This window comes from Haloplanus sp. GCM10025708 (genome assembly GCF_042663985.1).
In the GTDB taxonomy this organism is placed as follows: domain Archaea; phylum Halobacteriota; class Halobacteria; order Halobacteriales; family Haloferacaceae; genus Salinirarus; species Salinirarus marinus.
This window is the reverse complement of record NZ_JBHSZA010000011.1, coordinates 1,781,053-1,793,515: the sequence shown is the minus strand read 5'-3', so window position 1 is coordinate 1,793,515 and position 12,463 is coordinate 1,781,053. Positions and strand designations below refer to the sequence as shown.

The 12,463-nt window shown below is 67.8% G+C and carries 13 protein-coding genes, 1 tRNA gene and 4 pseudogenes; 15 read left to right on the top strand and 3 right to left on the bottom strand.

Translation table 11 applies throughout. The annotated features are described in order from the left end of the window. The first annotated feature begins 55 nt into the window (after positions 1-55). The 7 genes and pseudogenes from ACFQJD_RS13155 to ACFQJD_RS13125 all read left to right on the top strand — a co-directional run bounded on the left by ACFQJD_RS13155 (position 56) and on the right by ACFQJD_RS13125 (position 4,383). Positions 56-691 carry an adenylate kinase gene (locus ACFQJD_RS13155; protein ID WP_379798800.1) on the top strand — a complete coding sequence of 212 codons (636 nt, stop codon included), beginning with the start codon at positions 56-58 and terminating at the stop codon, positions 689-691. A gap of 36 nt (positions 692-727) precedes the next feature. Beyond that, on the top strand, positions 728-1,642 hold the full coding sequence (locus tag ACFQJD_RS13150; RefSeq protein ID WP_379798798.1) for a DUF106 domain-containing protein: 915 nt from the start codon (positions 728-730) through the stop codon (positions 1,640-1,642). Between the two features lie 68 nt (positions 1,643-1,710). Continuing rightward, complete coding sequence (gene cmk, locus ACFQJD_RS13145) at positions 1,711-2,289, top strand: (d)CMP kinase (RefSeq protein WP_379798795.1); 579 nt, start codon at positions 1,711-1,713, stop codon at positions 2,287-2,289. Positions 2,290-2,291: 2 nt separating this feature from the next. Continuing rightward, positions 2,292-3,160, top strand: a pseudogene (locus ACFQJD_RS13140) (RNA-guided pseudouridylation complex pseudouridine synthase subunit Cbf5). A gap of 55 nt (positions 3,161-3,215) precedes the next feature. Continuing rightward, positions 3,216-3,286, top strand: a tRNA-Pro gene (locus tag ACFQJD_RS13135). A 263-nt stretch (positions 3,287-3,549) separates the two neighbouring features. Next, positions 3,550-3,699 (top strand): annotated as a pseudogene (locus ACFQJD_RS13130) (IS6 family transposase); the annotation flags it as partial. A gap of 168 nt (positions 3,700-3,867) precedes the next feature. Then, entirely contained in the window at positions 3,868-4,383 is a 516-nt protein-coding gene (locus ACFQJD_RS13125) for a hypothetical protein (protein ID WP_379798793.1), read from the top strand. Positions 4,384-4,432: 49 nt separating this feature from the next. On the opposite strand, the gene ACFQJD_RS13120 is transcribed toward ACFQJD_RS13125, so the two are convergent. Together ACFQJD_RS13120 and ACFQJD_RS13115 are read right to left on the bottom strand one after the other, a co-directional pair. Then, positions 4,433-4,924, bottom strand: coding sequence for a hypothetical protein (locus ACFQJD_RS13120; protein ID WP_379798790.1), 492 nt, complete (start codon positions 4,922-4,924; stop codon positions 4,433-4,435). 24 nt (positions 4,925-4,948) lie between these two features. Then, positions 4,949-6,073 (bottom strand): glycosyltransferase, encoded by a 1,125-nt coding sequence (locus ACFQJD_RS13115; protein ID WP_379798788.1) that lies wholly within the window; start codon positions 6,071-6,073, stop codon positions 4,949-4,951. A gap of 175 nt (positions 6,074-6,248) precedes the next feature. On the opposite strand from ACFQJD_RS13115, the pseudogene ACFQJD_RS13110 reads away from it, so the two are divergent. The 8 genes and pseudogenes from ACFQJD_RS13110 to ACFQJD_RS13075 form a co-directional block, all read left to right on the top strand. After that, positions 6,249-6,944 (top strand): annotated as a pseudogene (locus ACFQJD_RS13110) (Gfo/Idh/MocA family protein); the annotation flags it as partial. A gap of 139 nt (positions 6,945-7,083) precedes the next feature. After that, positions 7,084-7,946, top strand: a pseudogene (locus tag ACFQJD_RS13105) (aldo/keto reductase). Between the two features lie 130 nt (positions 7,947-8,076). Further along, the gene (locus ACFQJD_RS13100; protein WP_379798786.1) at positions 8,077-8,223 is read left to right on the top strand and encodes a hypothetical protein; all 147 of its coding nucleotides are present in this window, start codon (positions 8,077-8,079) and stop codon (positions 8,221-8,223) included. Positions 8,224-8,562: 339 nt separating this feature from the next. After that, positions 8,563-8,985, top strand: coding sequence for a CDP-alcohol phosphatidyltransferase family protein (locus ACFQJD_RS13095; RefSeq protein WP_379798784.1), 423 nt, complete (start codon positions 8,563-8,565; stop codon positions 8,983-8,985). Positions 8,986-9,011: 26 nt separating this feature from the next. Then, positions 9,012-9,149 (top strand): hypothetical protein, encoded by a 138-nt coding sequence (locus tag ACFQJD_RS13090; RefSeq protein WP_379798782.1) that lies wholly within the window; start codon positions 9,012-9,014, stop codon positions 9,147-9,149. After that, the gene (locus ACFQJD_RS13085; protein WP_379798780.1) at positions 9,149-10,162 is read left to right on the top strand and encodes a hypothetical protein; all 1,014 of its coding nucleotides are present in this window, start codon (positions 9,149-9,151) and stop codon (positions 10,160-10,162) included. The genes ACFQJD_RS13090 and ACFQJD_RS13085 overlap by 1 nt, the downstream gene beginning before the upstream one ends. 30 nt (positions 10,163-10,192) lie before the next feature. After that, complete coding sequence (locus tag ACFQJD_RS13080; RefSeq protein ID WP_379798778.1) at positions 10,193-10,570, top strand: 6-pyruvoyl trahydropterin synthase family protein; 378 nt, start codon at positions 10,193-10,195, stop codon at positions 10,568-10,570. Positions 10,571-10,654: 84 nt separating this feature from the next. Then, positions 10,655-11,437, top strand: coding sequence for a class I SAM-dependent methyltransferase (locus ACFQJD_RS13075; protein WP_379798776.1), 783 nt, complete (start codon positions 10,655-10,657; stop codon positions 11,435-11,437). A 544-nt stretch (positions 11,438-11,981) separates the two neighbouring features. Here ACFQJD_RS13075 and ACFQJD_RS13070 read toward each other — a convergent pair. Further along, the gene (locus ACFQJD_RS13070) at positions 11,982-12,341 is read right to left on the bottom strand and encodes a winged helix-turn-helix transcriptional regulator (RefSeq protein ID WP_379798774.1); all 360 of its coding nucleotides are present in this window, start codon (positions 12,339-12,341) and stop codon (positions 11,982-11,984) included. Positions 12,342-12,463: the final 122 nt, after the last annotated feature.

The following is a 12,463-nucleotide window of genomic DNA, read 5'->3' as shown; positions in this document are numbered from 1 at the left end:
CGGAGCCGCTCGCGCATTTCTTCAACTCTTTATGCGAGGGCCGGGTGGGTGGGGTATGGGTGAGAAACATATCCTCCTGCTCGGTGCGCCGGGTGCCGGGAAGGGGACACAGTCGAAGCGTCTCGCCGACGAGTACGACCTCGAACACGTCACCACCGGCGACGCGCTCCGGGCGAACAAGGACATGGAGACGGAGTACGGAGCGCCCCGCGAGTATATGGAGCGTGGCGAACTCGTCCCCGACGAGGTGGTGAACGCCATCGTCGCCGAGGCGCTCGATTCGGCCGACGGCTACGTTCTCGACGGCTACCCGCGGAACCTCTCGCAGGCGGAGGAACTCGCCGACATGACCGACCTCGACGCCGTCGTCTTCCTCGACGTGAGCGAGGAAGAACTCGTCGACCGACTCACGGGCCGGCGTGTCTGCGACGACTGTGGCGCGAACTACCACGTCGAGTTCAACCCGCCGGAAGAGGAGGGCGTCTGCGACGAGTGCGGTGGCGAACTCGTCCAGCGAGACGACGACACCGAGGAGACGGTCCGCGAACGCCTCCGCGTCTACGAGGAGAACACCGAACCCGTCGTCGAGTACTACCGCGACGAGGGCGTCCTCGAAACCGTCGACGGCGAGGGCACCCCCGACGAGGTGTTCGAACGCATCACGGACGTCGTCGAGGCGGCGACAGAGTAAAAGGTTCTTAACCGCCGACAGCGAACCCGGAGTGTAATGGCACGGATCGAGCAGAAGGTGCGAAACCTCGTCTCCGAGGATCCCGAGATGCGTGGGGCGGTCGAGACGGTCCTCGACAGCGCCGAGGACGGCGAGGTCAAGTGGGTCGACGTCCGCGACGACATCACCAGCGGACAGTGGGGGCGACTCATCGAGAAGGGCGTCCTCGTCGACGGCGACGCCGGCTTCGAAGTGGCCGACGTCGACGCCGCTCACGCGGGACTGTCGGCCGAGGACGAAAAACCGGGCGAGGTGGCGTCCGGATCGGACGGCGAGGCCGAGAGTTCCTCGTGGTCCGTCTGGGACAAAGGTGCCGCCCTCGTCACGGTCGGTCTCTTCGCGGGCTACTCGTGGGCCCCGATGCGGAACCTCATCGGCGGCGTCATGAACGTCGTTCTCGGCCCCATCGAGCAGATGCTCCCGTTCTACGCTGTCGTGATGGTGCTGGCGCTGGTGACCGGCCTCTACTCGACGATCCTGCAGGCGAACCTGATGAACACCGAGGTCGTCGGCGAGTATCAAGAGCGCATGCAGGAGATACAGGAGAAACGAAAGAAGGCCAAGGAGGCGGGCGACGAGGAAGCCCTCGACCGCGTCCAGGAAGAACAGATGGAGGCGATGGGCGACCAGATGGGGATGTTCAAAGAGCAGTTCCGTCCGATGGTGTGGATCATGTTCCTCACCATCCCCGTCTTCCTGTGGATGTACTGGGGCGTCGGCATCGGCGGGGGTACGGCGCCGATGTTCGACCTCGAACCGCTGGTGCTCCCGCTCGTCGGCCGGAAGTCGTGGACCGACCCGGTGCTCGGCCCGATCCAGGCGTGGATCGTCTGGTACTTCCTCTGCTCGATGGGGTTCACCCAGATCATCCGCAAGAGCCTCAACATCAACATCAGTCCGACGTCGTCCTGATCGGACGACGGCCGCGGTTCCGAGCGAGCAAAGACAATCTCTTTCAATCCGCCGCTCGGAGGGTGTGTATGTTGCTGACCGTCTCCGGCCCGGCAGGCAGTGGCAAGAGCACCACCGCCGCCGCCCTCGCCGAAGCGTTCGATCTCGAACACGTGAGTGGCGGAGACATCTTCCGCGAACTCGCCGCCGAACGCGGATTCACTCCCGTCGAATTCAACGAACTCGCCGAGGAGGACGAGGGGATTGACCGCGACCTCGACCGCCGTCTCTACGACATCGCTCGCGACCGGGACGACGTCGTGCTGGAGTCGCGTCTCGCCGGCTGGCTCGCGGGCGACGTCGCCGACTTCCGGTTCTGGCTCGACGCACCGATCGACGTCCGCGCGGCCCGCATCGCCGACCGAGAGGACAAATCCGTCGATCTGGCCCGCGAGGAGACGCTCCGGCGCGAGTTCTCGGAGAAGACCCGCTACTCGACGTACTACGACATCCCCATCGACGACCTCTCGATCTACGACTTGGTGTTGAACACGGCCCGGTGGGGGCCGGAGGACGTGATCGCCATCCTCGAACTGGCCGTCGAACGGTATCGCCCCGCCGTCGACGAAGGCAAACACCCCATCGAGGGCGTCGACTACGACTTCTGACGATGGCGCTTCGTGACCCGCCGTCGGACCGATCGCTCGACGAACTGCTCTCGTTCGGCGTCGTCAACCTCGACAAGCCGCCCGGTCCGTCGGCCCATCAGGTGGCCGGCTGGGTGCGTGATCTGGCCGACGTCGACCGCGCTGCACACGCCGGCACGCTCGACCCGAAGGTGACCGGCTGTCTCCCCGTCCTGCTCGGCGACGCCACCCGCCTCGCGCAGGTCTTCCTCGAGGGCTCGAAGGAGTACGTCGCCGTCCTCGAACTCCACGGCCCGCCCCCGACGACCTCGAAGCCACCGTCGCGGAGTTCGAGACCGAAATCTACCAGAAACCGCCGCGCAAGAGCGCCGTCTCCCGCCGCCTGCGCACCCGCGAAATCTACGACCTCGACGTCCTCGAACGGCGGGACCGGCAGGTCCTCCTCCGGATTCGGTGCGAGAGCGGCACCTACGTCCGCAAACTCTGTCACGACCTGGGGCTGGCGCTCGGCACCGGCGGGCACATGGGCCACCTCCGCCGGACGGCGACGGACCCCTTCGACGACACCGATCTCGTCACCCTCCACGACTTCGTGGACGCCCTCGCGTTCGCCGAGGAGGGCGACGAGGAGCCGCTCCGTGAGGTGGTCGCCCCCGCCGAACGGGCGCTCACGCATCTCCCGCGCGTCGTCGTCGCCGAGAGCGCCGCCGAACAGATCGCTCACGGCGCGCCGGTGTACGCCCCGGGCGTCCTCGACGTCGACGACGCCGACGAGGGGGCCCTCGTCGCCTGCTTCACCCCCGACGACGCGGCGGTCTGTCTCGGCCGTCTCGTCGGCGACCCCGACGCCGACGCTGGCGAAGTCGTCTCGCTGGAACGCGTCCTCGTCTGACGAACCGGGAGCGAAACGAAGCGCTTAACCGCGATACTCACGTGGATTCGAGTACGGGACCGTGGGGTAGTGGTATCCTCTGCGGATGGGGTCCGTAGGACCTGAGTTCGACTCTCAGCGGTCCCATACAGTTTCTGACAGTAATCATGACTTAGAGCGGAAGTGCCGCCCGACGGCGTCGGGGTAGGAACCGGATGGTACGCCAACATCCGTGTTCTTCGAACATCTTCGTGAGATAGATGACCATTTCATCGTCATTCTCGACGGGTCGGCGTTTCGACGACTCGCACGACAGAACCCCAACTCGATCACGTCGAATTTCTCGTCGGTGACGCCGATTACTTGGTAGACGTCCTCGACGAAGACGGATATCGACCCGGAGGATTTCACGTGGAAATCGGAACGCCATCGAACGTGTCTTTTGAGAAATAGCGAGACGAACCTCCTCGTTTGCAAATAGTTTTCGCCATGGTGAGCCGCCGACAGCAGAATCGTGGCTCCAAGCCCTCGCCATTCGTCACAACTCACGCCGAAGTTAACGCGACTAGATTCTGATCAGCGTCTTGATTTCCACGGAATATCTGGACATTCGTATTCCGAGATTCGAGCGCTCCGAGCGTCTCTGGCTGTTGGACCGCACGCCGGACGGATAAACGACGATTGAACGTTGCTGAAGATATTTTGGCTCCCGGTGGGACGGGGTAGATATGAATCGACGCTGCTTTCTCGGGGTCTGTGGCACGCTCCCCGCCCTGCTGGCCGGGTGTCTCGGCGACGACGGAGAGAGAGAGTCCGAGACGCCAACGCCCGACGATGCGTTACCGGAGGCGTGTCCACGTTCCCTCGACGTCGAGGGCGTACCGGAGAGGCCGGACGAACTCACGCGAGACTCGGTCACCGAGTTTCTCACGGAGTACGAGTATACGCTCGCTCCCGCTCGGAATCCCGACTACACCGGCCTCAATTATCTCGAACATCTCGAAACGGAACGGGTCGACGAGGGGTTTCGCGTCCACTTTTTCGCCGAACCAATCGTCGCACAAACGCCGACGGATTCGACGTCGTCATCCACGACACCGGTGACGGAGGGAACGTACAACGTCGCCTATCTCCTCACCGAGCGTCGCATCGTTCGAACGACGCGTGTGGGCCCGACACCATATACCGGCCTCCGGCCCCGGAAAGACGGCACACTCGTCGCGTGCAGCCGCACCGGCAAATAACTCGGAACCGACCGACCTATCCTCCGTTCGCACGAAAACGACGGACTGGCTACTCCTCCCTGCGATAGAGAACGACGAGGACGACCAGCAGGAGCGTCTCCGCGAGTTTCGACAGCCTGGCGACCGGATACGTCCGCAGATGATCGACGACGGCCTGCAGCGGAGTGAGACCGTGGTAGAGCGGCTCTCGCCCGGGGAGAAAGCCGCCGTGGCCGGAGAGGTGCCACGCGAAATAGCCGAGTATATAGGTACACATCAGGGCGATGCCGCCGGCGTAGAGCGGTCTCCGGGGGAACCCTCGGGCGACGAGCAGCGTCCCCCCGACGAGGGCGACTCCCGAAATCACGAACAGGAGCGGCCGCGGGTCGCCGAGAAGCAGAGCCACGTTGTCCGTGGCTACGAGCAACACCAGCCGCGGGAAGCCCCGTTCGGGATGAAACAGATGGATGCTCGCGACGAGATAGACGAGACCGGCCCCGACGTATCGAAGGTGTCTGTCCGCCGGCCTGTACTCCGAGAGCGGAGACCGTCTGTCGACCATCGGTCAGTATCTCGGGAGAAGGCTCTAATACGTACCGGAGCCCTGCATAGCTACTCCCCGACCGAAGCACCGGTGGGTCACGCCATTCCGAAGGGGCCATCGCACCACGTCCGGCCGCAACCGTCGATTCCGTGCAGTCATCGACACGCCACCCGACCCACGCGGCGGCGAATCGCCCGGTGGAACCGGTCGCTCGCGTACCGGTCCCGTGGGAGCGTCGGGGTGTCGCCGGCGGCTATCGCCGCCGTGAGCAACCCGACGGCGTCGTCGTCGCTGTCGTAGAGTCGGTCGGGGTCGTCGTCGAGGACGCCGCGCTGCCCCCGAGTTCGGCGCGAACGCGAGCATCCCCGCGGCGACGTACTCCGCGACGGCCATGCCGAAATGTTCGTCCGGTTTCGCGTTCAGCCCGTATTTGTGGGTCGCGAGCAGGCGTTCGACCCGCGCCCGACTCGCGTCCCGTTCGACGTGGACGTGGGGTCGGTCCGCCGCCGCCGCTTCGAGACGACGGACGTAGCCCCGATACGCGCGGGGCGCGGAGCCGACGACGTGGAGGTGGACGTCGTGGCCGCGGTCCCGGACGCCGTCGACGATCCGAATCGCTCGCAGGGGGCGTTTGTCGGGTGCGAGTCGCCCGACGAAGACGACGCCGTCCTCCCGTTCGTCCCACGAGCGCGCGCTCGGGATGGGATCGACGGGTGGAAAGAGGACTGCCGGCCGTCGGCCGTAGATGGCCTCGACGACGCCCGCCGTCCACGCGGAGTTCGACAGGAGCGTCGCGTCCGGCGGGAGCGTCCGGTCGCCGACGCCGGCGAGTCGGCTCCAGACCCCGTTTACCCGCCCGGCGTCGGGCGACGGCGCGTGTCGCCGATTGAACTGCGGAAAGTGGACGTACTGGACGGACGGGAGGGGAAGCGCGAACTCGTTGGCGGTGCTGACGGCGACGTCGAACCGGTCCACGCGCCGGCGAAACGCCCGGTCGAGCAGGACGCTCCGGGCGGCGAGTTGCGGGCCGGCGCGATCCGCCAGCCCGTCGAGGAGCCGACTGACGGAACGGCCGCCGAACGGTCGGTCGACGGCCACGTCGGCGTCGGTGCCGAAGAGGGTGTTGAGTTCGTCGAGCGAGGCCCGCGAGAGCGTGACCAGCGTCACGTCGTGGCGGTCCTGGAGCGCCTCGCAGACGTGGAGACAGACGGCGTCCGCTCCCCGCGGAGGTCCAGCGTGTTGTGGAGCACCGCCACGCGCGCCATGCCGACTGTCGGGGCGGCAACGGTATGAAAGAGTCGGGCCGCGGGGGATTTTTGTCCTCCCGTCCCCCCGACCGAACATGGAGTGTGCGTTCGTCGGCTGTGGGGCCGCCGCGGGGCTGTACGCCGCGGGGCTGGATGCCTCGACGCTGTCGCTCGCGGCCGTCTGCGACGTCGAACGCGCCCGCGCCGAGGAACTGGTCGCCCCACGCGACGCGACTGCCTACGCCGACATCGACGCGATGCTCGACGCCGAGGCCGCGCCGCTCGTGGTGAATCTCACGGGCCACGAAGCGCACGCGCCGGTGACGCGCCGATGCCTGCGTGCGGGCAGACACGTCTTCAGCGAGAAACCGCTCGCGCTGTCGGGCGCGGAGGCGTCGGACCTCCTCGCCCTCGCCGAACGACGGGGAGTCGCGCTCGGATGCGCGCCGCTCAACCACCGATCCGAGACCCAACGACAGGCTCGCCACGTCCTCGCCGACGGCCGTCTCGGCACGGTTCGCCTCGCGTACGCCCACGCCCACGTCGGCCGAGTGACCGAGTGGCACGACGACCCGGCGTCGTTTCTCCGCGTCGGACCGCTCTACGACGGAGCCGTCTATCCGCTGAACCTGCTCGTGGAGTGGTTCGGCCCCGTGACGCGGGTCCGGAGCGCGGACGCCGTCGACCTCTGGCCGGACGGGGAGTCCCACGAACCGGAGCGCCCGACGCACGTCGAGGCGACGCTCTCGACGGCCGGCGGGCCGGTGGTCCGACTCACGGCGAGCTTCTACGCGCCACACCGGAGCCGGGAGTTCACGAGCCTCGAGCTCCACGGCGACGACGGCTCGCTCTACGTCGAGGACGCGGGCGACATGGGGGTAGCGACCGGCCCCTCGTCTCGTTCGGGGGCGGGGACGACCCTACACGGCGATGCCGCTGCAGGAGCCTGCCCGGGAAACGCCGTATCTCGCGGGGCCGGAACGCCTGGCCGAGAGCGTGCGACGCGGGGCTCCCGACCGCCGCTCCGCGTCCCGGGCGGCCCATCTCGTCGCCGTCTGCGAGGCGATCGAGGACGCCGCCGAACCGGGGAGCCCCGTCGACGTCGAATCATCGGTCGCCGATTCGTCGGCTGTCGCCGCAGAGTCCCCACCCCCAGTCTGGACGCCCGAGGAGAGCGCCGGGAACGACGGGAGCGCCGCCGTTCGCCTTCCGCCGGTCGGATTCGGCTGTTCGCGCTACCGCGACGGCGACTACGTCGACCGGCGCGAATCCATCGAAATGGCGCTGGACGCGGGCTATCGGTTCTTCGACTCCGCCGAACTCTACGGCAACGAGCACCGGCTCGGGGAGGCGCTGTCGGCCCCGGGAGCCCGGACCGCGAGACGGTCTTTCTCGCGAGCAAGGTCTGGAACACGAATCACGGCCACGCGACGGAGGCTTGCGAGTCGACGCTCCGCGAACTCGGGACGGCGTACGTCGACTGCTACATGGTCCACTGGCCCGAGGCGTGGGCGTACACCGGACCCCTCCGGCGACTCGCGGAACGACCGGTCGAAACACAGGAGGCGATGGCCTTCCCGCGGAACGAAACCGGAGAGATACGGACGGCGGACGTGAGTCTCGAAGCCGTCTGGCGGGACCTGGAGTCGCTCCACGACCGGGGGCTCGCGCGGACGCTCGGCCTCTGCAACGTCGACCGGGAGACGCTGCTCGACGTCCTCGATTTCGCGCGCATCCCCCGAAACTCGTACAGGTCGAGCGCCACCCTTACCGGCCACGAACCGATCTCGTGACGGCGTGCCATCGACGCGGCATCAGGGTCGTCGCCCACTCGCCGCTGTCCGCGCCCGGACTGCTTCGGGAGCCGGCCGTCGAGGAGATCGCTCGCGAGCGGGGCATCTCGCCGGCGCAGGTCGTCCTCGCGTGGAACGTGACGCGGGGGTCGTCCCCATTCCCTCGACGACCGACCGGGATCACGTCGTGGAGAACCTCGCCGCGTCGGGGACGCGCCTCTCAGCGGATCGGATGGTCCGCTTGGACGACCTCGCGGACCCCGATTTCGAGCGATGAGCCGCTCGGTACGGGGGCGTCTCCGGCTCGCGTGGGTGCGCGTCACTCTCCTGTTGGTGGGCGCGGCCGTCGCGGGGCGCGTCGCGCTCTCCGGCGTCGTCTCCGTGACTGTCGCCGACCGCTGGCTTCTCGTGGCGGGCGTCGTCGTCGCCTACGAAGTCGGCTTTCTCTGGTACAACCTCGGCGCGAATCGCCCGGCGAACGGGCCGCCGTCTCCCGCCCTCGGGGCGGCTAATCACCTCACGCTCGTCCGCGGGGGCTCTTCGCCGCCGTCGCCGGCTTCCTGCTCGTTCCCCCGCGACGCCGGCGGTCGCGTGGCTGCCGGGACTCTGTTACGGCGTGGGCGTCGCACTCGACGCCGTCGACGGGGCCACGGCCCGGACGGCCGGACGGCGGACGGAACTGGGCGAGAGACTCGACCTCGCGTTCGACACGCTCGGTTTCCTCGTCGCCCCGCTGGTCGGCGTCGCCTGGGGGCGACTGCCGGTCTGGTATCTCTCCATCTCGGCCGCGCGCTACCTCTATCGGGGCGGACTCGCGTGGCGCGAGCGTCGCGGTCGGCCGGTCTTCGACCTCTCGCCGAGTCGCGTTCGCCGACCGCTGGCTGCCCTCCAGATGGCGTTCATCACGGCGGCGTTGCTTCCGCTTCTCCCCGTTCGCGTGGTCCATCCCGCCGCCGCGGTAGTGGCGGTTCCGTCGCTCGCCGTGTTCGCCCGCGACTATCTGACCGTCACCGGCCGCCTTCACCGAGACGAGGACTAATAATCCCGCCTTCCTCATTGTCGTGTGTGACCACTACCCATCCCGTCGTTCACGCTCGCGTCCATCCGGCCGACGCCGAGTTGGGGACGACCGTCCCGGACGCGCGGCGCGGGGCGAGCGAACGCACCGACGAACGAGCGCGGCGCGTGCGTCGGGGAAACTGATGCGCGCGACCGCGCTCTACTTCACCGGCCCACGACAGGTCGGCGTCGAGGAGGTAGCCGTCCCCGACCCGGCGCGCGACGAGGTGCTGGTCGAGACGAGCGTCTCGGCGGTGAGCGGCGGCACCGAACTCCTCGTCTACCGGGGTGAGGCCCCCGAGGAGACCGACGTCGACGCGACCATCGACGCGCTCGCGGGCGAGTTCTCCTACCCCTTCCAGTACGGCTACTCCGCCGTGGGCGACGTCGTGGCCCTCGGTGCCGACATCGACGACCGCTGGCGCGGGCGGACGGTGTTCGCGTTCAACCCTCACGAGAGCCATTTCACGGCGACGCCGGAGCAACTGTTTCCCGTCCCTGCCGACGTGTCGCCGGAGACCGCCTCGCTCCTGCCGACGGCGGAGACGGCCGTGACGCTCGTCATGGACGGCCGGCCGATGGTCGGCGAGCGCGTCGTCGTCTTCGGTGCCGGCGTCGTCGGGCTGTTCACGGCAAAGCTCCTCGCTTCGTTCCCGCTCGAACGGCTGACGGTCGTCGAACCCGTCGCCTCGCGGCGGCGACTGGCCGACCGGATGGGCGCGGACGAGACGTTCCACCCCGACCGGATGGACGACGTCGGCGAGCGAGGCGACCCCCGGGGTCGACCTGGTCTACGAACTGACGGGCTGTCCGGCCGTGCTGAACGACGCTATCGACGCCGTCGGATACGACGGCCGGGTCGTCGTCGGGTCCTGGTACGGGCGCAAGCGGGCCGACGTCGCCCTCGGCGAGTTCTTCCATCGGGGGCGGGTCGACGTCGTGTCGAGTCAGGTGAGCACGCTCGCGCCCGACCACCGGGGACGGTGGACGAAATCCCGCCGCATCCAGACGGCGTGGGAGTATCTCCGTCGGATCGAAACCGACCGGGTCGTCACTCACCGACTCCCCTTCGAGCGTGCGCCCGACGCGTACCGGGAACTCGACGAATCCCCCGACAACGCCCTGCAGGTGATTCTCCAGTTCGAGTAGCCCCCTGAAGTTATGCTGACCGGCGCAGTACTGCGCCCATGTACGAACTCGGCGTCAGCCGGGACTTCGTCGCACAGCATTACCTCACCGTGCCGAATCCCGGTCCCGAGGGCGACGTCCACAGCCACCACTTCGAGGCGGAACTCCGGTTCGCCGGCCCCGAACTGACCGAATACGGCTACCTCGTCGACATCGACGCCGTGAACGAGGCGCTCGACCGGATCGAGCGGCGATACCGGGACGCGTTGCTGAACGACCTGCCGGAGTTCGACGGGTTGAATCCGAGCGTCGAGCATTTCGCCCGACTGTTCGGTGACCGCGTCGTCGACGCGCTGGAGACGGGGACCTCGACGCGACTCGCGGTCCGGATGTGGGAGGACGAAACCGCGTGGGCGTGCCACCGCCGGGACCTCTGAGGCGATGGACCACGCCGACGCCGACTACCTCGACGCCAAACGGACCGTCGACGACCGGGCGCTCTCCCCCGGGTCCGGGATCGGTTGCTCGACGAACTCCCGCCCGAACCGCGGATTCTCGAAGCCGGGGTCGGGACGGGAGCCATGGTCGCGCGCCTCGTCGAGTGGGGCGTAGCGGGGACCTACCGCGGCGTCGACCGGTCTCGCGAGGTGCTGGCCCGCGCCCGCGACGGGCGAGCGGCCGAACTCGACGCCGATCCCGTCGAGGGCGGCTTCGACCTGGACGCGCTCGACGTCAGGTTCGAACGGGGAGACGCCCTCTCGGCGTTCGACGGCGAACGGGCCGACCTCCTCGTCGCGAGTTCCTTCCTCGATCTGGTTCCCATCACGGACGCGCTCGACGCCTTCGAGGCGGCGCTTCGCCCCGGCGGGCTCGTCTACGCGCCGTTCACCTTCGACGGCGCGACCGTCTTTCAGCCCGACCACCCGGCGGACGCGGCCGTCGAGGCGGCCTACCACGACCATATCGACGGGCAACCGGGGCGCGACGCCCGCGCGGGCCGGCACCTGCTCGACCACCTGCGCGAACGCGGCGGCGACCTGCTTTCGATCGCGTCCTCGGACTGGGTGGTCCGGCCTCGCGACGGCTCCTACCCCGCTCGGGAGGCGGCGTTTCTCGCGGCGATCCTGGAGTTCGTCGCCGACGCCGTCGAACGCGGTTCGACGGGCAACGCATCGAAATCCGGTGACCTCGACCGTCCGGATGCGGACGACTGGCTCCGGAAGCGACGCCGACAGCTCGAAACCGGGGAACTGAGCTACGTCGCCCACCAGTACGACTTCCTCTATCGGACTCCGGAGCCGTGACGGGACTCGCCGACACGATCCGGTAACTCGGTCGACGCGGGTTACCCCCGCGCCGGTAGAGGACGACGAGGACGACTATCAAGAGGACCTGCGCCGCCTTGTCTATCCCCTCGACGGGGGAGACGGCGGGGTCGGAGCGCTGGTTGACGAGCAGGTAGAGAACGATCTGGAGAGCGGTGTAGCCGACGCCGGCGAGATAGAGCTGTCGCCGACGGTAGTTCCGGAGGAACAACACGACCGCGCCGAAGTAGCCGGCCCCGGCGAGGAGGAACGCTACCGGTAGCCCGCCGGGGAAGAACATGACGCCGAGAACGAGGTGGATTACGCCGGTGACGACTGCCAGTACGACCGCGGCCCAGTGGAGCGGGGTGAGTGATCCCGTCTCCAGTCGTGATTGGCTCATTGGCACTGTCAATAATTGTCAAACAACTAAATAAAGAGTGCGGGCCGGGGACGGGCGGTGCGGACGTGTCCCCGACGGATACGGGCCGGTCACGACGTCCGATCGTTCCGGCGGTCGCTCCGTGACGCCGGTCCGGACGGTTCAGTCCGCGTCGGCGGGCGCGATCTGTAGCCAGTCGTCGGCCCAGCGTTCGAGTTCGTCGAAAACGGGACAGAGGCGCTCCCCGGGTTCGCTGAGGCTGTAATACGTCGCGATCGGTCGGTCTTCGACGCGGCGGTCGATCAGGTCGGCCTCCTCGAGGTCGTCGAGCACCCGCGAGAGCGTCCGGGAGTTCGCCCCCGTCGAGCGCTGGAGGTCGTTGAATCGCTTCTCGCCCTCCTGGAGGTCGTGCAGCACGATGAGCCGCCACTGCGACCCGATTCGGTCGAGCGCCTCGACGACCGAGCAGGCGTCCGGATTCTTCTCTACCGTCTCGTCAGATTCTGAATGCATCGATGACATCGCCGTTACCTACTGTCATTCGTGTCGCCAAGGAGATAAATAGGTTCTGGAACCAAGTAGGTAACGTAATGAAAGCAGACGTTCAGCTACGTTCGAAGCGTTTCCCGAACACGACTCTGACG